This is a genomic window from Neobacillus sp. SM06 (assembly GCF_050496765.1).
Classification (GTDB): domain Bacteria; phylum Bacillota; class Bacilli; order Bacillales; family Cytobacillaceae; genus JAEVLT01.
The window spans coordinates 26665-47495 of record NZ_JBNWEO010000022.1 but is presented as its reverse complement, the minus strand read 5'-3'; the positions used below and the strand labels follow the sequence as shown (position 1 = coordinate 47495).

Annotated in this window: 20 protein-coding genes and 2 riboswitches; of the genes, 7 read left to right on the top strand and 13 right to left on the bottom strand. The window is 40.0% G+C overall.

Going from position 1 to position 20831, the window contains the following annotated elements; translation table 11 throughout:
• Window positions 1–377: 377 nt before the first annotated feature.
• On the bottom strand, window positions 378–1655 hold the full coding sequence (locus ACQYAD_RS18475; protein WP_430235492.1) for an IS110 family transposase: 1278 nt from the start codon (window positions 1653–1655) through the stop codon (window positions 378–380).
• 1106 nt (window positions 1656–2761) lie between these two features.
• On the opposite strand from ACQYAD_RS18475, the gene ACQYAD_RS18470 reads away from it, so the two are divergent.
• The gene (locus tag ACQYAD_RS18470; protein ID WP_430240576.1) at window positions 2762–3691 is read left to right on the top strand and encodes a LytR family transcriptional regulator; all 930 of its coding nucleotides are present in this window, start codon (window positions 2762–2764) and stop codon (window positions 3689–3691) included.
• Window positions 3692–3744: 53 nt separating this feature from the next.
• Here ACQYAD_RS18470 and ACQYAD_RS18465 read toward each other — a convergent pair whose 3' ends face one another.
• Entirely contained in the window at window positions 3745–5274 is a 1530-nt protein-coding gene (locus ACQYAD_RS18465) for a YifB family Mg chelatase-like AAA ATPase (protein WP_430240574.1), read from the bottom strand.
• Between the two features lie 135 nt (window positions 5275–5409).
• A riboswitch (cyclic di-GMP riboswitch) is annotated at window positions 5410–5495 on the top strand.
• A gap of 23 nt (window positions 5496–5518) precedes the next feature.
• Between ACQYAD_RS18465 and ACQYAD_RS18460 the strand changes: the two genes are divergently transcribed.
• Window positions 5519–5656, top strand: coding sequence for a hypothetical protein (locus ACQYAD_RS18460; RefSeq protein WP_430240573.1), 138 nt, complete (start codon window positions 5519–5521; stop codon window positions 5654–5656).
• A 167-nt stretch (window positions 5657–5823) separates the two neighbouring features.
• Window positions 5824–6576 carry an SGNH/GDSL hydrolase family protein gene (locus ACQYAD_RS18455; protein ID WP_430240571.1) on the top strand — a complete coding sequence of 251 codons (753 nt, stop codon included), beginning with the start codon at window positions 5824–5826 and terminating at the stop codon, window positions 6574–6576.
• Between the two features lie 58 nt (window positions 6577–6634).
• Here ACQYAD_RS18455 and ACQYAD_RS18450 read toward each other — a convergent pair whose 3' ends face one another.
• The 4 genes from ACQYAD_RS18450 to ACQYAD_RS18435 form a co-directional block, all read right to left on the bottom strand.
• Window positions 6635–6901 carry an EAL domain-containing protein gene (locus tag ACQYAD_RS18450; protein WP_430240569.1) on the bottom strand — a complete coding sequence of 89 codons (267 nt, stop codon included), beginning with the start codon at window positions 6899–6901 and terminating at the stop codon, window positions 6635–6637.
• Window positions 6873–7331, bottom strand: a complete 459-nt coding sequence (locus ACQYAD_RS18445; RefSeq protein WP_430240567.1) for an EAL domain-containing protein — start codon at window positions 7329–7331, stop codon at window positions 6873–6875. Before ACQYAD_RS18445 ends, ACQYAD_RS18450 begins: the two co-directional genes overlap by 29 nt.
• Before the next feature lie 65 nt (window positions 7332–7396).
• Window positions 7397–7783: an SMU1112c/YaeR family gloxylase I-like metalloprotein gene (gloA2, locus tag ACQYAD_RS18440; protein ID WP_430240565.1), complete on the bottom strand. Its 387-nt coding sequence runs from the start codon at window positions 7781–7783 to the stop codon at window positions 7397–7399.
• 38 nt (window positions 7784–7821) lie between these two features.
• Window positions 7822–8007, bottom strand: coding sequence for a hypothetical protein (locus tag ACQYAD_RS18435; RefSeq protein ID WP_430240563.1), 186 nt, complete (start codon window positions 8005–8007; stop codon window positions 7822–7824).
• Window positions 8008–8056: 49 nt separating this feature from the next.
• Window positions 8057–8142: riboswitch (cyclic di-GMP riboswitch) on the bottom strand.
• 169 nt (window positions 8143–8311) lie between these two features.
• Here ACQYAD_RS18435 and ACQYAD_RS18430 point away from each other — a divergent pair.
• Complete coding sequence (locus ACQYAD_RS18430) at window positions 8312–8773, top strand: VanZ family protein (protein WP_430240561.1); 462 nt, start codon at window positions 8312–8314, stop codon at window positions 8771–8773.
• A 58-nt stretch (window positions 8774–8831) separates the two neighbouring features.
• On the opposite strand, the gene ACQYAD_RS18425 is transcribed toward ACQYAD_RS18430, so the two are convergent.
• The 5 genes from ACQYAD_RS18425 to ACQYAD_RS18405 all read right to left on the bottom strand — a co-directional run bounded on the left by ACQYAD_RS18425 (window position 8832) and on the right by ACQYAD_RS18405 (window position 15440).
• Window positions 8832–9401 carry a competence protein ComK gene (locus ACQYAD_RS18425; RefSeq protein ID WP_430240559.1) on the bottom strand — a complete coding sequence of 190 codons (570 nt, stop codon included), beginning with the start codon at window positions 9399–9401 and terminating at the stop codon, window positions 8832–8834.
• A 205-nt stretch (window positions 9402–9606) separates the two neighbouring features.
• Window positions 9607–10647: a DNA sulfur modification protein DndB gene (locus ACQYAD_RS18420; protein WP_430240557.1), complete on the bottom strand. Its 1041-nt coding sequence runs from the start codon at window positions 10645–10647 to the stop codon at window positions 9607–9609.
• Between the two features lies 1 nt (window position 10648).
• Window positions 10649–11746, bottom strand: a complete 1098-nt coding sequence (locus ACQYAD_RS18415) for a DNA sulfur modification protein DndB (protein WP_430240555.1) — start codon at window positions 11744–11746, stop codon at window positions 10649–10651.
• 502 nt (window positions 11747–12248) lie between these two features.
• Window positions 12249–13166 carry a Gfo/Idh/MocA family protein gene (locus ACQYAD_RS18410; protein WP_430240553.1) on the bottom strand — a complete coding sequence of 306 codons (918 nt, stop codon included), beginning with the start codon at window positions 13164–13166 and terminating at the stop codon, window positions 12249–12251.
• 405 nt (window positions 13167–13571) lie between these two features.
• Window positions 13572–15440 carry a methyl-accepting chemotaxis protein gene (locus ACQYAD_RS18405; protein WP_430240551.1) on the bottom strand — a complete coding sequence of 623 codons (1869 nt, stop codon included), beginning with the start codon at window positions 15438–15440 and terminating at the stop codon, window positions 13572–13574.
• A 241-nt stretch (window positions 15441–15681) separates the two neighbouring features.
• Here ACQYAD_RS18405 and ACQYAD_RS18400 point away from each other — a divergent pair, with 241 nt between their 5' ends.
• Window positions 15682–16041, top strand: a complete 360-nt coding sequence (locus ACQYAD_RS18400; protein WP_430240580.1) for a DUF1284 domain-containing protein — start codon at window positions 15682–15684, stop codon at window positions 16039–16041.
• A 67-nt stretch (window positions 16042–16108) separates the two neighbouring features.
• Here ACQYAD_RS18400 and ACQYAD_RS18395 read toward each other — a convergent pair whose 3' ends face one another.
• Window positions 16109–16855 (bottom strand): YdcF family protein, encoded by a 747-nt coding sequence (locus ACQYAD_RS18395; protein WP_430240549.1) that lies wholly within the window; start codon window positions 16853–16855, stop codon window positions 16109–16111.
• Window positions 16856–17026: 171 nt separating this feature from the next.
• Window positions 17027–17692 (bottom strand): uracil-DNA glycosylase, encoded by a 666-nt coding sequence (locus tag ACQYAD_RS18390; RefSeq protein ID WP_430240547.1) that lies wholly within the window; start codon window positions 17690–17692, stop codon window positions 17027–17029.
• A 465-nt stretch (window positions 17693–18157) separates the two neighbouring features.
• On the opposite strand from ACQYAD_RS18390, the gene ACQYAD_RS18385 reads away from it, so the two are divergent.
• Together ACQYAD_RS18385 and ACQYAD_RS18380 are read left to right on the top strand one after the other, a co-directional pair.
• Window positions 18158–18733, top strand: a complete 576-nt coding sequence (locus ACQYAD_RS18385; RefSeq protein ID WP_430240545.1) for a DUF5317 domain-containing protein — start codon at window positions 18158–18160, stop codon at window positions 18731–18733.
• Between the two features lie 182 nt (window positions 18734–18915).
• A complete protein-coding gene (locus ACQYAD_RS18380) occupies window positions 18916–20754 on the top strand; it encodes a bifunctional diguanylate cyclase/phosphohydrolase (protein ID WP_430240543.1) in 1839 nt (612 codons plus the stop codon).
• The last annotated feature ends 77 nt before the right edge of the window (window positions 20755–20831 follow it).

Sequence of the window (20831 nt, the reverse complement as noted above, 5' to 3'; positions counted from 1 at the left end):
CTCTATAAATGTTGATGTACCAAGGGTTTGAGCCATTGGTACGGTGTCAAAAAAATATTTTTCGACAAAGTCCCCTACAGTATTTTCATTATATGTGAAACTATTCCACCATATGGGTACGCTACGCGGTCACTACTGGATATTAGTGGAAAGTAGTGAAAGGAATTTATGTGATGCACAATGGATCTCTGCGTAGCTTATGATGACGTACCCTCCCATGTCTCTGGGCATCAGTGTGCCTACATTCCTTCGTTCGGTCTAGTCATAAGGCAGAGGCTAGCGAAGCTCCTTTAGGGACTCGAGGTCGAATGGAAAATATAATGCCAGCTTCTCCGTGTCATCCTGTTGTCTAGGTCTATTAAAGGGGATGTAGGGCTTTACATAGCCTCTGCGAGACTAGGAATATCCCTCATCATTCGCTGTGCGTCGAACGCTTTGTGCTTCGTGCTAATTCCATGTAATACTTTTAATAGCTTACCGCATAGGACCACAATGGATTGCTTCTTACGTAACGGGTTAACCTGACGGTTCGTGTAATACTCATGTAGCTTTCTAAAAGCTTCGTTATGGCGAATCATTGGCATCATCACTCGGAACAGGAGGGCGCGCAGCTTCCTTCTGCCCCGTTTGGAGATTCGCTTTTGTCCTTTATGCAGACCGGAGGAATTTTCACGTAACGTTAATCCCGCAAGTTTGATTATTTGGCGTGGGTCTTCGTAGTGTGAAAAGCTTCCGATTTCCGCTAATAGATCAACTATCGTTGTATCTCCAAGCCCTGGTACAGTTGATAACCATTCGTACTCTACAGACGTTTTTACTAGCTCAACCAAGTGCCCGGTAATGTTTTCGATATCTTCTTCTAACTGATGGTAACGGCTGACGAGTGTGGCAATTTCAATACGGGCCATCTCACGTCCTTCTGTTACTCCGATAGAGTTAGCTGCTAATTCTATAAGACGTATTGCTTTTGGTCTTTGGGGGGATTTGAGCCCCTCAACCTCTCGATAAAGGGTTAAAACTTCATCGGGTTGTTTCTCGTGAAGATCACTTGGAAATGGGGTACATTCTAGTACAGCCATGGCCATTTTTCCGAAGGATGGAAATACTTGAGTGAACTCAGGGAAATAGCGATCTAGCCAGCGAATCATCATGTTTTTGACAGTGCCTAATTCCTCTGTCAACTTGCCTCGGAAGGTTGAGCCAACACGAAGTTCGGCCTCCATCTCTTTAAGTATCCGTGGATAACTAAAGCGTCCGTCCTTTACAAGACGAGCGATCACCAGCGCATCTTTGCGGTCATGCTTGGTTGGCAGATTGTCGTCCAACTCTTTTGATCGTTTGACGTGCATAGGATTCGTCATGACTAAGGGAATGCCTCGTTCCTCAAGGAAGTAGGCTAAATTGAGCCAGTAATGTCCTGTAGGTTCAATCCCTACAATGACTTCTGTTTTTTCATGTTCTTTCATCGCACTCAAAATACGTTGATAGAAAAACTCGAAACCGTTAAAAGACTGCGAAACTGCAAATGACTTTTGGAGCACTCGGCCGCGGTCATCTACAAAGCAAGCGTAATGTGTACGCTTAGCAATGTCGATTCCGACAACAAGTGTTTTCTCGGTAACTTGATTTATTTTTTGATTTTGTTTAAAATCCATTATGGAGTCCTCCTTGGTTAACAAATTAGGGGTTAATTCGTCGAGATTTGACACCCCGCATCATACCAAGAGGGCTCTTTTTGTTCAAGTCCCCGAAAATCCTTCTAACAGGAATGCTCCTATAATGTTTATAGAGGCGATCATTATCCTTTTTTTCTTTGACTCAATTAATAAAACTTTTTCTTTCAATTGGAATTAGTATTCATTTTTAGTTTATTTACATAATTTCGGGAATTTATTTAATAACCCCATTAATCAAGATTTTTATTCAAAATGCATCAATGAAAGATATCACTATTTTTTAATTCTTTGGCTTTACGCTTCAGTTTTCGTAAAGTTTACGAGCTTTTATTTCGGTTATAGTTTTAATATTGAATTGTATTATGTAACTAATTATGGTGGGTATTTCAATTTAGGAAACTATCTATCAAATATCCCTATAACCAAAAAATTAAAAAAGATTTCTTTTGTTTCTGCATTAACAGGAATATCTTTAACATTCTTACTTACTTATTTTTTAACAAAACTCTTCGATAACATTAAACAACTTAACCTCTTTTCTTAAAGGAAAATAAATTAAGTTAATTATAAAGTTTTTGGTAATTGGAAAATTTTGGTTGTTTTTAAACCTTATATCTCTTTTACAAGCTACTTGTTTTTCTTAGATAATTCTTTTTTCCGCTCATTGATGTAGAGCGAGAGTTGCTCTTCTATACGTTCAAGCTTTTCATTATCTTTTATATCTTGCTTAATATACCTTATTGTTTTCTTTATTGTTTTTGGTAATTTGTCAAATGGTTTCAAATTAATTTTCAACTCCTTGGAGACATTTTAAAAAGACAAATATCTCAGAACGTGTCTTTCCCCAACTCTTTTGGTAAAAGTATTATAATTCTTTAACATAGTATTTGTATAACTTTTTATCCTTTTTCAATTATTATCATTCATTAAAAATGTTTCAGTAATTCTTAAATTTTAATCACCATTTTATATACAGGTAACATCTCTGACATATCTCTTATTATGGTTTTCTATATTCTTTTCTAAAAACTTCTGTTATCATTATTTGAGTGCAAAATATTGTTATTTTAGCGGAGGACTATTATATGAAATCTCGACAAAAGAAAAAGAAAACTTGGCCAAAAGTCATTGGAATTATTCTTTTTTTAATAATCCTCGCCGGCGGGGCATACGCTTTTTCCGTTTACAAATCGCTTAAAGATACCGTGGCAACGATGAACCAGCCAATTGACCGTAAACAATCTGCGAAGCGAACGGAACCTGTTGCATTGACCAAGAAGCAGCCGTTTTCGGTGCTGATGCTTGGAGTCGATGAGCGGCAGGGGGATAAAGGCCGTTCGGATACGATTATTGTCTTAACGGTGAATCCGAACAACAAGTCCGTGAAAATGCTGAGCATTCCGCGCGATACAAGAACAGAAATTGTTGGAAAAGGCAAGTTGGATAAAATTAACCATGCCTATGCCTTTGGTGACATTCCAATGGCGATGAATACGGTGGAAAAGTTTCTTGATATTCCAATCGATTACTATATGAAAATCAATATGGAAGGCTTTAAAGATATCGTCGATGCTGTTGGCGGTGTGACGGTGCAAAATGACCTTGACTTTTCGAATGGCGGATATCATTTCCCTGTCGGCCCGGTTACGTTGAATGGAGATAAAGCGTTAAGCTTTACACGAATGCGGTATGACGATCCGCGTGGCGACTTTGGCCGCGAGGAACGGCAGCGAATGATTATTCAAGCGATTATTCGAGAAGGAGCCAGTGTTTCATCCCTCACAAATTATAACAGCATTTTACAAGCGATCGGCAAAAACGTGAAAACCAATTTAACGTTTGACGAAATGGTCGATATCCAGAAAAACTACAAGGATGCAGCAGGCAATGTTCAGCAAATGCAAGTCAAAGGAACGGGGACGAGAATTAACAATATTTATTATCTGTTGATTGCCCCAGAAGAACAAAAACGGGTGCAGGATGAATTAAAGGTGCAATTGGAGTTGAATACATGATAGAGAAGCTGATTGGCTGAGAATGGTCGATCAGCTTTTTTCTGCTTTTTCATTCAACCTTCCATTCGCATTGATTTCCCTGTTGTAAACTGGTTAGGGCGATGGAGCTTGATCGCTTCCCACAGGTTTTGATCGATGATCTTGTCACGTTTCTCTAAATCTGCAATTGTTCGTGCCAACCGGAACATTTTAATTTGGGCCCGGATGCTTAGGCCTTGTTTTTGCGCAATTTTTTGCAAGAGATTCTGTTGACGGTTGGACAGGGGAGATTTTTTTACTAATAGATCATAGGAAATGCGGCTATTCGCCACCTCTTTTCCATACCGGCAATATTGTCTTTCCCTTGCTTGCGTCACCCTTTCTCGAATGGTTTCGGAAGACTCTTGTGGAACCTTTGGCTGGTTCCCAATGTTTTCAGTATCCAATTTTAAAAAGATATCAAAACGGTCTCTTAATGGTCCTGACAGTTTGTTTTGATAGGCAAATACTTGATTTTTTGAACAAGTACAGTAATGGTTTTTTGAACCATTGTAGCCGCATGGACAAGGGTTCATTGCGCCTAATAGAATAAAAGATGAAGGATACATTACTGTTGCGTGAACTCGGCTGATTGTAACTTTTTCTGTTTCCAATGGTTGGCGAAGCATTTCAAGGGTTTTTTTCGGAAACTCAGCTATTTCATCCAAAAACAATACACCATGGTGTGCGAGAGAGATTTCACCTAGCTTTGGATTTTGCCCTCCTCCAATGATTGAAACGGACGATGAGGAATGATGCGGACTCCGAAATGGCGGTGAAACGAAAGATTCCAGCGGCATTCCACTTAGTTGGTAAATACTTAATAACTCAAGTCGACGATCCGTAGTAAGCTCGGGGAGAATAGAAGGAAAACTTTCAGCGAGCATACTTTTCCCACAGCCTGGCGGACCTGACAGTAAAACATGATGCTCTCCTGCTGCGGCAATTTCTAAAGCGTGCTTTGCATCTGATTGGCCAATGATGTTTTGGAAATCAAGCTGATGGTGTATTGAAGATTCTCGTTGGGGTTTTTTCAAAAAGGGCTGAGGGATTTTGTGGCCGTATAGAAGTTTTATTACATCTTGGAGATCACGAACAAAAACAAGCTCAGGTTCTTCTATATCAAGCAATGAAAAACAGTCATCATATGGCAAATAAAGCTTTTTTAAACCAAGTTTTTTTGCAGCGATGACCGCCGGCAGCATGCTTTCAACAACATGCACACTTCCATCGAGGGAAAGAGCTCCAATAAAAGCAGAAGAATCGGGAATGCGAGGATTTATCTCACCCAACTCCAACAAAATGGCCATCGCAATTGGCAAATCAAACATTGGGCTATTTTTCCTTTGCTCTGCTGGAGAAAGGTTGATAATCAATTTTTGATGACGGTGAAAAAACCCAAGGGCGTGGAAAGCTGCTGAAATTCTCTCTTTGGATTCTTTGACTGAAGCATCCGGCAGACCAACGATCACCATTGAATTGACTCCATTCACCGCCTCTACTTCTACTGAAACACGATAGCCTTCCATGCCTTTTAAACCAATGCCTGTTACAGTGGATGTCATGACATCACCAACTTTCACAAATTAGAACTTATGTTCCCTTTTAGTATAGACGGTTCCTCCCCTTCTGTCAAAGAAAAAGGACAGAAAGTTGCTAAAAACTTCTTCTTTTTTGCCGATACATATGATGGTAGTTAGTTTATCTAAAGGCAAAGTCACCAAAAGGTGATGACGCAAAGCTATAGGGGCCTCTGCCTTGACGGCAAAGCCAGCCAGCTGCCATCAAACAATAAAGGAGAAAATGTTGATGTCAATGAACTACGGACTTACACCGGAAGAAATGTTGAAAAGGAGAAAGCGAAATAAAGTGTTGCTGTATGCTTCTTTATTTTTAGGAACGATTCTTTTCAGTGCCATTGCAACCATTTTGGCCAATAAGCTCTAGCTACAAAACGCATGGCAAAGGACTGAAACTTGCGAATCCTTAGCCAATAAACGATCGTTACGGACAGACCCTCCATGCGCGGGGTCTGTTATTTTTTTCGCTTACGTTTACTTTCTGCTTCAATCGGATAAACTACCACAAACACTGCTAACAGATTGAGGATAACAATGAAAGTTTTTTCGATTTTTACTAGTATCGTCGCTGCCGTTACGATGCTGGTGTTTACCGACATACAGCAGCATGAGCGGATCAATCGAACGACCGCTGCAGGCCTTTCTAACTGGGAGGGCCGCAATTGGTATGCGATCGGCGACAGTATTACGTATGCCAACCAGTATCAAAGGATTGTGAAACTGGCGCTTGGGATGAAGTCTGTTACAACCGATGCGATTCCTGGTCAATCCATAAGGACCATGGCCGATCGGGTGACGAAAGAAACGTTAAAACATATCGATTTAATCACCGTTTTCGGCGGAACGAATGACTATGGGCGGAACACACCGCTTGGAATGCCTGGTGATCCTCCCGAAGCGGCTACCTTTTACGGCTATGTAAAAAAAACAATTGAAAAACTAAATGCGGCGAAACCAAACAAGGCGAAACTTGTTTTCATTACGCCATTAAAAAGGGGATCGTTTAAAAATCAGCCGATTTATCCCGATGCCAATCAAGTTGGGGCAAGGTTGGAGGATTATGTGAACGCGATTGAAGTGGTTTGTGTGGCAAATAAAATTCCGGTGATTGATCTTTTTCATCACAGCGGGCTTGAACTGGGAAATCTCTCGAAGTATACAAAGGATCATCTGCATCCAAATGCAGCTGGGTACCGCAAGCTTTCAAAGGTGGTCGTGAACCGATTAAAAGAGGTAAAACCATCTGCTGCCATGGAATCTTCGTCTAACGTTTTGCAAAACCGATAGAAAAAGCCGTTTTGGTCTGTTGAACAAAACCGGTTTACCAGTGAAATAAGATTCATTTTTAAAAAATCGGTTTTGGCATGGCGAGTAGGTAGCCTTGACAAAAATTCACTCCTAGGGATTGGGCGGTGTTGAGGTCTTTGGTTGTTTCAATGCCTTCGAGAATGATGTTTGTTTCGGTTCCTTGAAAATAGTGCAAAAGAAGCTGGATCATTTTTTGTTTTTTGCAGCTTGCGGCTAAGCCGATGGAAAAGTAGCGGTCGAGCTTGATAAAATTAGGTTCGAGTTCGATCATCAGGCTAAGGGAGGAGCCAGCCCATGCCGACATCGTCCATGGCGATCTGAAAGCCGCAGCTTTTTAGGTAATGAATTCTTTCTTTGAGGAGGTTTAAATCTGTCGTTTTCTCTGTTTCGATGATTTCGAAAACGATTTTTTGCGAGGAATTTGGGAATTCTTCCAATAAGTTTCGAATAAACGATTGGAATTTTGTATGGAGAATAGTTGACGGGTAAATGTTTACAAACGCATACCCGTTAAGTGTAAGGTGTGTAAAGCGGGCACGCAATGCTGTATAAATGGATTTTGTATCCAATTCAAATAGTTGGTTTTTCTCTTTTGCCATTTGAAAGATTTGCTCGGGATTTCCGTTTTTCGTTCGAAAAAGAAATTCAGCTCCCCATTCAAGCATGTCTTCTACCCGGTAAAGGGACTGGTAGGAGTGAGAGAATGCTGTTTTTTCAATTAATTCGCGAATCATTGGAATTCTTCCCCTCATTTTTATTGGCAACAGTAGCCAGGTACGTTTCGATGTTTTTGATGAAATTATTTCTGATACAGTTCTATTGGCAGACCGTCGGGATCGGCAAAAAAGGTAAACTTTTTATCAGTAAAAGGATCGATCCGAATAGGCTCTACTTCGATTCCATGCTGTGCCACATATTCTGCTGCTTCTTCGATGGCGTCCACCTCAAATGCAAGATGGCGCAATCCAGCCGCCTCTGGAAAGCTTGGCCGCTTTGGCGGGTTTGGGAACGAAAACAGTTCAATTTGATATTCCCCGTTTACTTCCAAATCAAGCTTGTACGAATCCCGCTCCTTGCGGTAGATCTCGCGAATTGGCTTCAATCCCAAAATTCTAGTGTAAAAGTCTTTTGATTTTTCATAGTTCGATGCAATAATGGCAATATGATGAATACGATTTAACTTCATGGTAGCCCCCTCATTCGATTAGGCAATACGATTAAAATTCAATCAGCAATTGCCTGCAGTTTTGAAAACAGTTCGAGCACTTTACTGTGATGGTATAACGCTTTGATTTTCCATTTCATTTTCATTTTCAGATCAGCCCTGCTGCAATCGTTCATCAGCCGTTCATTGTAGTGTTGCAGACCTAAATGCCAATAATATTCTACTTTAAGAACTTGTTTTTTCAACACAAAATTCCTCCTTTTGCTTTTGCAGCAATCGATTTTCGGAATCCGTCTTGGCAACTGGCTGGCATAATCAATTTGATGGTAGCCACTGAAGTTTTGCGTCACTATTTTTCAATCGTTTTGCCCTTTCTGACGAAGTTTGTGTTATTAAAATTAGTATAGTAGACCATAATTAACATGTAAAGGGTATTTTTACCTGTTATAAACTGTATAATCATTCCGATTTTCACTGACTTTTTTCGACAGTCTTTTGAATCTTTTTTTACTAGAATAGAGGATAAATTGCGATTGTTAGGAGTATAAAATGGAACAACATCCCATTCCGGTTACAAGAAGGACAGTAAAAAGGAAGTCCTTTTCACTCGTTAGGCTGTCGCTCGTTATTTTTTGGGGGCTTTTTTTATTGCTAAATACGTGGACGAAAAGCCTTGAACAGTTCATTGATTTTCAATCGATCGGCTTTCAATGGAATGCCCATCCGAACTTTGCCGGCTTTTTTTACTTAGGCGATTTTACGTTGATTCATGAGGATTTTGTTGTTGTCAAATTGGGGCATTTTATCGGATTTGCTATCTTTGATTTGCTTGTTTACGGGCTTTTGAAAAACCACAAAAGGGCTGTTGTGCTCTCGTTTGGCTTTGCATTTCTAACGGAGTTTTTCCAGCTTTTTTTGGGTAGAGACGGCCGGCTGTATGATCTTGGGATTGATACACTTGGAATTATTTCGGTCTATTTCATTGTGTCGCTAAAAAAGGCTTTTCATTAAACTTGGTTCATCAACTAAAGCAGCGGCCATTTCCGTAAGGATGGCCGCTGCTTGTTCGTTAGTCTTCAGTTTTTTCAGGTGGATCGATCTCTTTGCGCTGGTAGCAATCCTCGCAAATATAAAAGCCTTGTTGTTTCGGTTTTTGGTAGAAGATCATTGGATTTTTGCTATTCTTCCGAATGATTCCCCGCAAATCTTCTGCCTTTTGACGTTTATCGTTAAAGGAACTTTGTTTCATTTCAACTTTAAAGGTATGTCCATAACTTAAGCTGACTTCCGTTTTACGCACACCGATCGCCTTTGTTTTGCGAATATGCGAAAGCGCGAACCACACACAATTATCCTTTTTATACGATTTTGTTGGAAACAGCCAAATGTCCAATGTTTCGTTGATCTTTATCGGGTACATCTTCATTTCTCCTAATAAATACCGCGAACTTTCTAACGCGCCACGAAAATCATCACCTATAATCAAGAGTGTATTGTTTATGATCTCAACAGGTGTCCTGTCGACAAGCACCGTTTGATCCTCTTCAAACACTCTTGTGCACAGTTTGCCAAATACATCATACTCTCCCTTAAGCAAAATCGTTTTATCATTGATTATGTAGCACGGTTGAATCTTCATCGAAACTCCCCCTTTTTCAGGTTGAAATTTATGAAAAAAAGGGTATACTACAATAAAGTTGGGTATACCCAATTTGCCTTGCCCCCAGGGGGTTCGTCCGCCAGATTAATTCCCCGGGGGTTTTGTTCGCTCCGTTTTCCAATAATTAGACTCCTTTATCCGATTTTGTGCATGCCTCCATGCCTGGCCCCCCTTTACATCGTTCTCACCTCCCTTGTTTTTGCAGCCACGCGACGAGGCTTTCAATCGTTTCTTTGTCATTTGCCAAATAAAAATAACCGTCCCTTCTCTTTTTCGTTCCATTGAACTGCTGCCAAATGGGGTTGGTTCGCTCCCAATTCACCTTTCTTAGCGGCTTCATGCGGTTCAGCAGTTCTTTTTTTCGCTCTGCAAATGAATCCTTTTCCAACCCTTTATTGGCATAGTAGGCAATGCTCATTAATAACGGTGTGTTGGCAATCATTGATACGTTAAAATCGCCAATACGTTCGGCAGGAAAGCAACTAAACAATTCATTAAACCATGTATTCAGCAGTTGGATGTATTCATCTGCTTGCAAGTAAGGATAGAAATTTTCCTCCGTTACCCGGTACACCATTTTTCCTGCCAAAAAAATCCCGACGATCTGACGCAGTTGGGTCAGCGATAGCAATTTTTTATTCTTCGGCCGGATGACCGCACGCTTTTCTACTTCTACTCCAGCCAATTTTAACTGGCGATTGGATTTCAATACCTGATTCGTAATGGTATTTAACCCACTGCGTGAATCAAAAGAGATCCGTTTGGAAAGTGCCACTTTCTTCCCTTTTGTATTTAGGTCAATATATAGCTGATCGCACTCAGCTGGGCTCAGCCCTGCAAAAATCAAAAGGGATACAGAACCATGGTGAAAAAAAGAAAGCAGTTTATAGCCCATTTTCACCTCTTCAAGCTTTTCGCTCATCGTTGCCTTGTGTGCCATTTCCTCCAATAAACAAAGCGCCTTTAGCCGCTGCGTGCCATCGATTATCGCAAATCGTCCCGGCTTCTCCTCATCCAGGTTTAAACTTTCTGTAGTAGCAACGATAGGTGGAAAATAAATTTGTTCACTGCTGACATTTTCGAATAAATATTTTTTTAATGCGCGTACTTGCAGTTTGTTGACATCTCGTAAGGTTACTTTTCCACTTTCAATCATAGAAGACAGTTCCTGAATGGAATAAACAGCTACTGTTTGTTTTTTTAATAAAACATCATGAATAATCAAACTAAATCAACCTTTCCCGGTCTAAAATGTTGATGAAGTTCATTGCTGTGGTTTCGATTGCAGTTGTAGTGGAATGGTTTTTTATCTTTCCTGTGGCTGGATCGTAGATGTGGGAAAACAATGGATCATCGTGTTTCCATGTACAGTAATTTTTTAACATCATCACATGGTGGATGGCTTCTAGATGGGAGGTGGTGTCTTTTTTCGTTAGCAAATAAACGGTGTACGCTAACGCTACTTGAATTCCTGTCAGTCCTGATACAAACCGTTTTCGGTTGGCCATTTGAGGCGGAAACAGTTTCTGCCAGCTTTCAAAAAAGGAAAGGGAAATTTTCGGAACATCATTTGGATTGCAGTTTCGAAAATAAGGTGCACCTTTTTTTTCAGATAACTTGCCTTCAAACAGGGCAATGAGGCATTTTCGAATATTGATTAGGGAAGTAAGCGCGGTATTTTGCATTGTCAGCCGCGATAATTTTTGTTCAATCTCAAACTGCGATTGCAGTTGGTTTGCCACCTGCCGCGATAACTCGGTATACTCATCCCGCTGATCGTACTGCATGACAAGGCCGATGTGGGCGTCTTTTCGTTCTGTATTAATATCAGTGAACAGCTGGCGTTCTTCTTGTTGTGTTAAGTTTAGGTAAACTTGCATGGAGACAGGGTAGTTTCTGAGTTTGTCAATGTAGATTTGAATTTTGTTTGCTTCCTCTAGGTTCCCGGATTCTTCTGCCGATTCTTTCCGTGATTTTAAATGGCTTAATGCCGAAGACATCGCGGACGAACGGTGCTGTCCATCAATGATGTAAAGTTTGCATCCGGGGTCGAGTTCCCAACCGTATTGCGTTTCCTTGATTGCCCCTCTTGCTGAAAACACAAATGGGGAAAAGTAAAAATCTTTATGTTCCAATGCATCCATAATGAACTCTCGAATTTCTGAACGCCGTTTTGGATCCAAGCTTCGCTGTACTTCAGGATCTACTTCAAATATGGCCTCCAATGTGGAAAATCGTAGCTGGGTGATCAAAACCCTTTTTCCAAATTGATTGTAACCGTTCCCCTTTATTGTCGTACGAATATCACTTGTCAAAAGTTCCATTTTATCCCTCCTCGTTTCCCATTATGATACGAGTCATTTTAAAAGTAAATGCTATTTTCACATAACAAGCATGTTGTTGTTCCATCTCGTGTGATCATTGTTTATCGTACGTTTAGCCGAACCTTGATTATTAGATATTTTGGAAGTATAATATTTTCTTTCGGAATTCAGTGGCTTCTAAATCGGTCTGAATATCAGCGATTTCTGCTTCAGCCTGAACCTTTTTACTGTTTTTTTCTTGAAAAAATCTTCTGCATTAAAAGTTCATAAATTTTTTGATTTTTATATACTTTGGACATGAAGAGCAAGGTCAGTGTCGAACTTTTCCCCTCTTCATTCGACAATTTTCTTTCACTCTTTGATGATATCATCATGCTTTTGGATCCATTTCATCAAACGTTTGATAAAGAGCGACACAGTCGAAAAAAGTCTAAAAAAGTAGGAGGTCTAAAGAAAAAGAGAGCTCTTCCAGCGAAAAGCCCTCCTTGTGTGAGTGTTAGTTTTAGTTTTGTCCCTCGAGCTGTTGTGTAATTTCTTCACAAAGCCGGTGGGTTTCGAGAGCATCGCGCGCAACAGTCAATGATTCAGCGTTTTGTTGAATGGCAATTGTGTCTAAAAAGTCTTTAACCATTGCTTCAAATCCCCGCTTGTTCAATGTGGTTTCCCAATCGCCAAAACGGACTTCCGTTTGCGTTTGCTCTGTTGAAATCACCATATTTGCAAGATTGAGTGCTGTTCTTTTTTCATTTGCACTCATTACTTCCGCCTTCTCTTCGGAAGATCCGCTTTCCCTGTTCATGATCCCCATTGCGATACCTTGCTTCGAGATCAATTGTACAGTCACATTCGAAAGCAGTTCATTATTTTTCGTCCCCCTTACAATGACTTCTTCAATTGGATAAGGAAAGAGGTACCTGATCGTGTCAACTACATGAATAAAATCATCGAATATAAACGTTCGGACATCTTTCGGCTTTGATGCACGATGTTTTTCTACCACTACCATGTTTGGCTTTTTCACTTCTTTTAACTGTTGAATACCTGGCGCAAATCTCCGATTAAACCCGATCCTTAACAACAAATGTTCTTGTTCTGCTAACTCAACCAATGCTTTTGATGTTTCGTAATGATCTGTAATTGGTTTATCAACAAAGACATGGATCCCGTTTGTTAAAAGTGCCCTCACAACCTCATCGTGAGTTTCTGTTGACGAATGGACAAATGCCGCTTTGATCCCGCTTTGAATAAGCGATTCAAGACTCGCATACACATGGCTTATGCGGTATTTCCTCGCAATGGCCGCTGCTTTCTGCTGATTAGGTGTGTACAAGTGAAATTCTACATCATCTATAGCCGCATATATCGGCAAATAGGCTTTTTGCGCAATGTTTCCGAGTCCGATAACTCCCACTTTTATCATTTAGACATCTCCTTATCCTTTTTTATAAAAATAGGTTACCACACTTTTAAGAGAGTGTGGAAATCCGTTATTTTGTTCCTTTGTGAATTCTTATATCCATGTGACTCGCTAATTTGTCCAAGCTTTGTTTGATTTTTCCGTGAAGTTTCCGGTTTATCCGTGTCTTTTTTCCCTTTATCCGTGGAAGTTTCCGGTTTATCCGCGGGTTTTTTCCTTTTATCCGTGAAGTTTCCGGTTTATCCGCGGGTTTTTTCCTTTTATCCGTGGAAGTTGCCAGTTTATCCGTGTCTTTTTTCCCTTTATCCGTGGAAGTTGCCAGTTTATCCGCGGGTTTTCTCCTTTTATCCGTGCAATTTGACCTTTTATCCATATTTCCTGAATCATCCATATGGTCGACCCCGGTCTTCATGATGCCCGCGATTTTCTTTTATCCGGATTTCCACTCACTGGATGGTTCCAGGACGGTTCCATGATTTCCGCGATTTGTACAATCCGTATTTCTTCTAACTTACTTCTGCTTAATCCCATAAAAAAACCTCTGCCCATAACAGAAATAATCCTGTTGATTGACAGAGGACGAATCCCATATCGTTTAGAATTGACAAGTGCCATTAATTCTTCTGCCATTGAGGCAAGCGCTTGGGCGGAGGCAGTGATTTCCTCCATTGATGCCAGTTGTTCCTCCGTAGAGGCGGCCACTTCCTCCGAGTTCGCTGCACTTGCGTGTGCCAAATGTGCTATTTCAGCAGCCAATGCCGATACCCCTTCAATATTTGCGGTAATTTCATTTACTGTAGCCGAAACGTCTTCAATTTGCGGTGTCATCTGCCGCGTGCTCGTTAGAATTTGTGTGAATTTCTGTGAGGTTTGTTCCGATACTTCTACTCCAACTTGAACATTTTCCATGACTTCGTGCATAATTTTTACCGATTCTTCCGTATCTCGCTGAATGACGTCAATTAAGCTGGAAATATTTTTAGTCGAAGTCTGCGATTGCTCTGCCAATTTCCTGACTTCATCCGCAACCACTGCAAATCCTTTTCCATGTTCGCCTGCCCGTGCAGCTTCGATCGCAGCATTCAAAGCTAACAAGTTGATTTGGTCCGTGATGCCGCTGATTAATTCGAGTATATGTCCAATTTCTTTCGAGCGATCGGAAAGCGAGCCAATCACCGTGTTTGAACGAGTAACGGAGTCTTGAATCGATTTCATTTGCTTCAGGTTATCGGCAACAAATTGTCCGCCTTCTTCCGCCTCAAAAGCAGATTTTTTCGATAGCGCGGAAACATTAGATGTTCGATTCGCGATTTGCAGCACACCTTCGACAACTTCTTGCAAAGCCCTTGAGTTTGTTTCCAATTTTGATGTTGTCACCTCAGATCCGCTGGCAATTTCTTGAATGGCGGATGATACCGTTTCTGCTGCTTTTGTTGATTCCTCCGCACTTGCGTTTAATTCCTCTGCAGACGCGGCAACTTGATTCGAATAATTCGCAATCCCGCTAATCATTTTCCGCAAATTCTCCGTCATTTTTTCAAAAGATTGGTTTAAACGAAAAATCTCATCCTTGCTTTTAAGCATCAGCTTCTCGACATTTAAATTTCCTGAAGCCACTTGATTGGCACTATTGCCAAGTTTTACAATCGGCCGTGAGATATAAATTGAAATAAGTACCCCACTAATAAGAGCTATGAGCGTTGCAATGACACTCCATAGCAAAACCTTTGTCAAACCCGACACCGAGTTCGCTTTTGTTTCCGCTATTTTTTTATCCAAAACTTCTTTCTTCAGCCAATCATTTAAAGACTCAGTCGCTACTGTCATCTTATTGCTGATCGGAACAATTTTGATCAGTCCGTCATTAATCGCCTTTTGTTTATCTGCTGAAATTGAGTCCATGACTTCATTTGAAGTCTGGCTATAGTGCCGGTTTAATTTCGCAATTGCATTCAGACGATCTTTTGTTTCCTGCAGCGTTGAAATTTGATTTCCTTGCTTGATCAGTTCGTTAATCTTTGCGTTTTCCTTATTCATTTTATCTTTATACTCATTAGTTTCATATAACATATAGGCCCGGTAATAGCCTACTTGCAGTGCAGAGGCTGTTTGAATGTCTTTCGTAATCGAGCGAAGTTTTGTTACCGTACCAACGATGTACTCATAAGAGTGATTGGTTGTTTTCATATTTTGATAGGAAAAGAAAGATGATAATCCAAAGAGTAGAGAAACAAGTAAAAAGCTGCCAATCAGTTTTTGTTTAATGCTAAAATTCATGCTGTCATTAATCCCCCAGTTTTTACTTTTTTTATATTGTTTATTATCGACAAGATCTGCAAAAGGTTTAGTTCATACTTCACAGAAATTTCAAGATTAATTCTTGAAATTTAAATAAAGGAAATGGAAGGATTTCGTTGCAACATTGCGAATATAATGACAGTACGTCTATTTTGGAGGAATGGAATTGGAGAGAATTCTGCGCGGACACCATCTTTTATGTGTTCATGGGTTTAAGGGAATGGGCTATAGTCCAGATTTTATTGAGCGAATGACAGAGATTGTGAAAGACATTCGTGATCAGGAAAAAGATTTTATGATTCGCGTTGTTGCAGCATTTGACGACGCTTGTATGGCTTGCCCGCATAGAGGAGAATCAGCGTGCGAGGCTGCAGAAGGTTCAAATGACCACGTCCTCTCAATGGATGAAAAAGTGATTCGTCATCTTGGATTGGAGCCAGGAAAAGTTTACAAAAAATCAAAACTGGTTGCATTAACAGGAGAAAAAGTCGAACCCGACAACCTGGATCACTTATGCGCAGGCTGTTCTTGGCTACGGTACGGGGTATGCAAGGAAGGAATTCGTGCGCTCAAGGGATGAAACGAAACAGGGGACAAACCTCCTGCTTCGTTTCGTGCTAAAAAATGAGAACCGTCTCTCTGGTTTTTCATCTCGCCTTCAACGCCAAAATCCCCAAATATTCTTTTAATGCGATCCGTGTATTTTCAAGTCCGGATGGGACAAATTGATTGCCGTATACAGCGATTTTTTTGCTCGTTCTGTAATCGGTCGGATAGGGCTGTACACTTACCCCCTGCTTTTCAAAATGAAGGACAGACCGTTTCATGTGAAAAGCGGAAGTAACCACTATTGGGTATTTAAAATGGGAAGCCGTCAATATCTTCTTTGTATATATGGCATTCTGTTCAGTATTTAAGCTTTTACGATCAAGTAAAATTTTTTCCCGAGGTATGCCTAAGCTAACAAGCTGCCGCTTGGCAATTTCCGCTTCATTACCTGAATCTTTGAAAACGGATCCACCTGAAATGATGATGGGCAGGCGGGTTTTTTTATACATTCTGGCAGCTGTTAAAATGCGGTTCGCACTATGGCCACTCAATTGCCCCGCACCATCAATGTCTGCTGTATCTCCTGTTGCCCCGCCGCCCAGCACCACAATTACATCACCTTTGATCGATTTCGGCGGCTGGTACATTTTTTCCAAAGAATGAAGCAGAAGTTCGCCGGTGATTTCGGCTGAAAATAGATAGAGGCCAAGTGAAACAATCAGCAAAAAACTGCCTGTCCCTTTTTTCTGGCGGAAAAAGAACCATATGCCTGCAACGAAGAGAATGAGAATAAAGATTCCCGGCGGTAAAAGAAAGCCATAGATAAATTTAATGACGTAAAGCACTGACTCGCCCCCCCTTTCGCCTATTCCTTTTTAACGAATCGTGATTGGGATGAATTGCTTCCTCGAAACGCTCTGCTCATCCCGGATTGCCATCCAACTTTCTTCAATTGTTTTCGCACCGCATTCCTTTTAAAATCACAAGGCGTGAACTCCTCACTATCCAGAATGCCCTTATAATTCCCAATCAATTTCCTTCTGTCCGATTTGGCGCAAAAATGCGTTTGTTCTTGAGAACGGCCTGCTGCCAAAAAACCCGCGGTTAGCGGAAAATGGGCTTGGATGTGGGGATTTTAGGATGAAATGCTGCGGCGATGTCATAAGCTGCTGCTTTTGCTGGGCAAATTTCCCCCAAAGTATAAACACCACCGGTTTCTCACGTTGATTTAGCACTTCGATCACTTTATCCGTAAATGTCTCCCAGCCGAGATCTTTATGAGAATTGGGCTCACCGGCACGGACAGTTAAAACGGCGTTTACTAGCAGCACTCCCTGCTGCGCCCATTTAACAAGATAGCCGTTATCCGGAATCAGGCAGCCGAGATCTGCTTGAAGCTCCTTGAAAATGTTCTGCAATGACGGCGGCACTTTTACTCCTGGCTTTACAGAAAAACTTAATCCATGTGCCTGCCCAGGTCCATGATAAGGATCCTGCCCGATAATCACAACCTTTGTGTCTTGAAAAGAAGTATAGTGCAAGGCATTATAAATGTCGTACTGATCGGGATAGACAACCGTTGTTGCGTACTCTTTTTTTAAAATTTCCTGCAGCCGCTGATAGTAAGGTTTGGTAAATTCACTTTCAAGCAGCGGTGCCCAATCGTTTTTCAAAATTGACATCCTCGTTCACTCCTTTCTCCACTAGTCCTATTTAATGGTTTTCAATTTTCCTTCTTATGACACACTTTGCAGGTTTTTCAACCATTTCGCGGCATGACGGTCTTTGTTATAACCCACTCTGCCATTTTTCATAACCAAAACATCCATTTTCTACTATACACACAATAAAACAATCTCCAAGTATATCGATTCTTTTATATTATAAAAAGGGTCGCATCGCAGCTCAATTGAAAGCTTCTTTCATTCGATATTTATTTTTCAATACCCAAACACTCCATGGCCCAATTCAATGAAAAAACTTACAAGTCTATCATCACCTAGGCACTTAAATCACTTTGGCGTCCTCTGTTTGTCTTGAAATCTTAACCCTTGTTCAGTTATTATAATGATGGGGTATAAGAAAAATATTCAATCATAGGGATATAATACCTTCGTAATCTATTAAACTACAGGTGGTAACGAAAAATGGTTTTTGATGGCATGATTTTGTCTTTGATTGTCGGATTTTTTCGAAAGGGAAATTTAAAAGGGTTATCCTCTTTAAACTTAAAGGCGGGATGGATTTTTCCTTTATTGCTCGGCATCGAAATTCTCATGTTTCTTTTTCAAAACCGTTTTTCGTTTCTTGGACGAGCCAGCGGGTTTATTTACATGCTTGTATACATTGCCGGTTTACTATTTTTGTTTATGAATCGCAAACAAACCGGCTTTATGTGGATATTGATTGGAGTATTTTTGAATTTTTTTGTCATGGTTTTAAACGGCGGGAGAATGCCTGTATCAGAACATGCTGCATCCATACTGGATCCAAGCTATTTCGAAGCACTGAAGGGTTCTTTATATGCCAAGCATCAGGCCTTAACGGAATCAACGAAGCTTGGCTTTTTGGGTGATATCATCCCACTGACAAAGCCCTATCCCCGCACTCAAGTCATTAGCATTGGCGACATTATTATGAACATCGGAATCTTCCTTTTTATCCAGCATTTAATGGTACCGATGCAAAGGGATAAAAAGGTGAAGATATCAAAATCCATTTAAAGAAGGTGAAAAAAGTGAAGAAAGCTGAGGGAATCAAATTAACAAATGTATTGTTTAATGCACTTATTATCGTTTCTGCTATTGTTGCTTTAACTTCTGGATTTAAACTATTATAATTAAAAAAGGAGGAGTTTGTCTACTGAAAAACTTCTCCTTTAATTAAATATTGAGAGAGATGAAAAATGCAATTTTTTAAATCCCCAGCCCATTCTTATCTTTTTTTTGTATCCCTTTCTGGAATAATTGTCTTTGCAAGTCTCATTAATCCTAGATTTTATCATTATGGCGATTTGGTTACTATTTTATTGGTTGCCGGTACAATCTTAATGCTAAACTACTTTATGATTGAATTGCCACCAAAGGGTAACCATTTTTCTATGGATTCATCTATATTTCTCGGAGTTCTTTTTTTATTTGGTTTACAAGATACTTTAGCTATTTTGTTCCTATTTGCTATAATTTTTGCATTAATTCTTAGAACAACTGCTTGGTGGAAACATATTTTTAATTTTGGTATGTACACACTAATGATTTCATCAGCCTACTATGTTTATTTAATTTCTGGCGGAGTGATTGGTGAAATTACCATAAAGAACCTGTTCCCAACTATTTTTTCTTTTATTATTTATTTTACTACAAATATTATTCTTATTGGTGTCTATTTTATATTGTCAGCTTCAGGAAACTTAAATTATATAGTTAAAGGTTTAATTATCGAACCGATTTCTACTTATATTGTTACTATGTTGCTTTCTCAAGTACTTGTAATTTTAATAAATTCACAAAAGATGTATGGACTTTTTCTATTTATATGTATTTCTATACTTTTATCTTTTGCATTCAAACAACATTTCAAACTATTTAAAGAAATTTCAGAAAAGGCTAACAAAGACTTCCTTACTGATTTGAACAACCATGGTTATTTTAAAGAACTTCTTGAAAAAAATGTAAAGTTTGCAAATGAAACGGGTCATCCGCTTAGTCTCGCGCTTTTGGATATCGACGATTTTAAGAAATACAATGATCTTTACGGGCATATTCCGGGCGATCAATTGCTGAAAGAATTCGGCCACCTTTTAAAAAAGATTGCTGATGAAAGAAATTTTATCGTTGCCCGGTATGGTGGCGAAGAGTTTACCATCTTGATGCCGAATACAAATCGAAATGAGGCCTTTCATTTTGTAAATGATTTGCGAAAAAAAGCAAATGACACCTATTTCTATGGGGTAGAAGGTCTACCTTATGGCTGTTTTTCCTTTTCCGCCGGAATTGCCGAGTGGGAAAAAGGCATCTTAAATATATCTGACCTCATTCATAAAGCAGATCTAGCAATGTACTCGGCAAAAGAGCATGGAAAAAATTTAGTGCACCTATTTAATGAACAAACCGATTATTCCGTGCAAAAATCACTGAATCTTGAAAAAGATCTTGAGGAAGCGGAACAGCAATTAAAAATCTTTTTATCAAAGGATGTCTATACATACCGACACAGCAAACGTGTGTATCAATATGCCGTTGATTTTTCAAAAAAGTTGCAGCTGACCGAGCAAGAAAGAAAAACACTTATTCTTGGTGCGCTTATTCATGACATTGGAAAACTGGAAATCCCGCGAGATATCATTAACAAAAAAGGAAAACTGGACCCCCATGAATGGGAAATCATGAAAAAGCATGTTACTTGGGGGAAAGAAATCATTTCAACCAATAAAAAGTTTGAGGATTTGATTCCTTTAGTGGAACTTCATCATGAGCGCTTTGACGGGAATGGCTATCCGTATGGCCTGAAAGGAAAAACGATTCCAAAACTATCGCGGATTTTGTGTGTCATCGACTCTTTTGACGCCATGACAACCGAACGGCCATACCAAAAGACCAAGACATTTAAAGAAGCAATCATTGAATTACGTGCATGTGCCGGCAAACAATTTGATCCGCAATTCGTCGAACCGTTTATTGAGCTAATTGAGCAGCTTGATGCTGAAACATGTGTGGGAACGGCTGAATATGCGGAAGGTGTCTGAGATTGCAGATTTACGCAACCTATAAAGAATTTCAACAAAAACGTCCCAGATCCTGCATCGGGACTTTTTTTACTATC

What these genes read in the sequence shown, in the direction of transcription:
- ACQYAD_RS18425 (WP_430240559.1), bottom strand. Translation starts at nt 9,401, where the DNA reads ATGAAGATTCAACCGTGCTACATAATCAATGATAAAACGATTTTGCTT.
- ACQYAD_RS18470 (WP_430240576.1), top strand. Translation starts at nt 2,762, where the DNA reads ATGAAATCTCGACAAAAGAAAAAGAAAACTTGGCCAAAAGTCATTGGA.
- ACQYAD_RS18450 (WP_430240569.1), bottom strand. Translation starts at nt 6,901, where the DNA reads ATGTCGGCATGGGCTGGCTCCTCCCTTAGCCTGATGATCGAACTCGAA.
- ACQYAD_RS18445 (WP_430240567.1), bottom strand. Translation starts at nt 7,331, where the DNA reads ATGATTCGCGAATTAATTGAAAAAACAGCATTCTCTCACTCCTACCAG.
- ACQYAD_RS18390 (WP_430240547.1), bottom strand. Translation starts at nt 17,692, where the DNA reads ATGTCAATTTTGAAAAACGATTGGGCACCGCTGCTTGAAAGTGAATTT.
- ACQYAD_RS18380 (WP_430240543.1), top strand. Translation starts at nt 18,916, where the DNA reads ATGCAATTTTTTAAATCCCCAGCCCATTCTTATCTTTTTTTTGTATCC.
- gloA2 (WP_430240565.1), bottom strand. Translation starts at nt 7,783, where the DNA reads ATGAAGTTAAATCGTATTCATCATATTGCCATTATTGCATCGAACTAT.
- ACQYAD_RS18400 (WP_430240580.1), top strand. Translation starts at nt 15,682, where the DNA reads ATGGGCTATAGTCCAGATTTTATTGAGCGAATGACAGAGATTGTGAAA.
- ACQYAD_RS18430 (WP_430240561.1), top strand. Translation starts at nt 8,312, where the DNA reads ATGGAACAACATCCCATTCCGGTTACAAGAAGGACAGTAAAAAGGAAG.
- ACQYAD_RS18405 (WP_430240551.1), bottom strand. Translation starts at nt 15,440, where the DNA reads ATGAATTTTAGCATTAAACAAAAACTGATTGGCAGCTTTTTACTTGTT.
- ACQYAD_RS18465 (WP_430240574.1), bottom strand. Translation starts at nt 5,274, where the DNA reads ATGACATCCACTGTAACAGGCATTGGTTTAAAAGGCATGGAAGGCTAT.
- ACQYAD_RS18415 (WP_430240555.1), bottom strand. Translation starts at nt 11,746, where the DNA reads ATGGAACTTTTGACAAGTGATATTCGTACGACAATAAAGGGGAACGGT.
- ACQYAD_RS18385 (WP_430240545.1), top strand. Translation starts at nt 18,158, where the DNA reads ATGGTTTTTGATGGCATGATTTTGTCTTTGATTGTCGGATTTTTTCGA.
- ACQYAD_RS18475 (WP_430235492.1), bottom strand. Translation starts at nt 1,655, where the DNA reads ATGGATTTTAAACAAAATCAAAAAATAAATCAAGTTACCGAGAAAACA.
- ACQYAD_RS18455 (WP_430240571.1), top strand. Translation starts at nt 5,824, where the DNA reads ATGAAAGTTTTTTCGATTTTTACTAGTATCGTCGCTGCCGTTACGATG.
- ACQYAD_RS18460 (WP_430240573.1), top strand. Translation starts at nt 5,519, where the DNA reads ATGTCAATGAACTACGGACTTACACCGGAAGAAATGTTGAAAAGGAGA.
- ACQYAD_RS18410 (WP_430240553.1), bottom strand. Translation starts at nt 13,166, where the DNA reads ATGATAAAAGTGGGAGTTATCGGACTCGGAAACATTGCGCAAAAAGCC.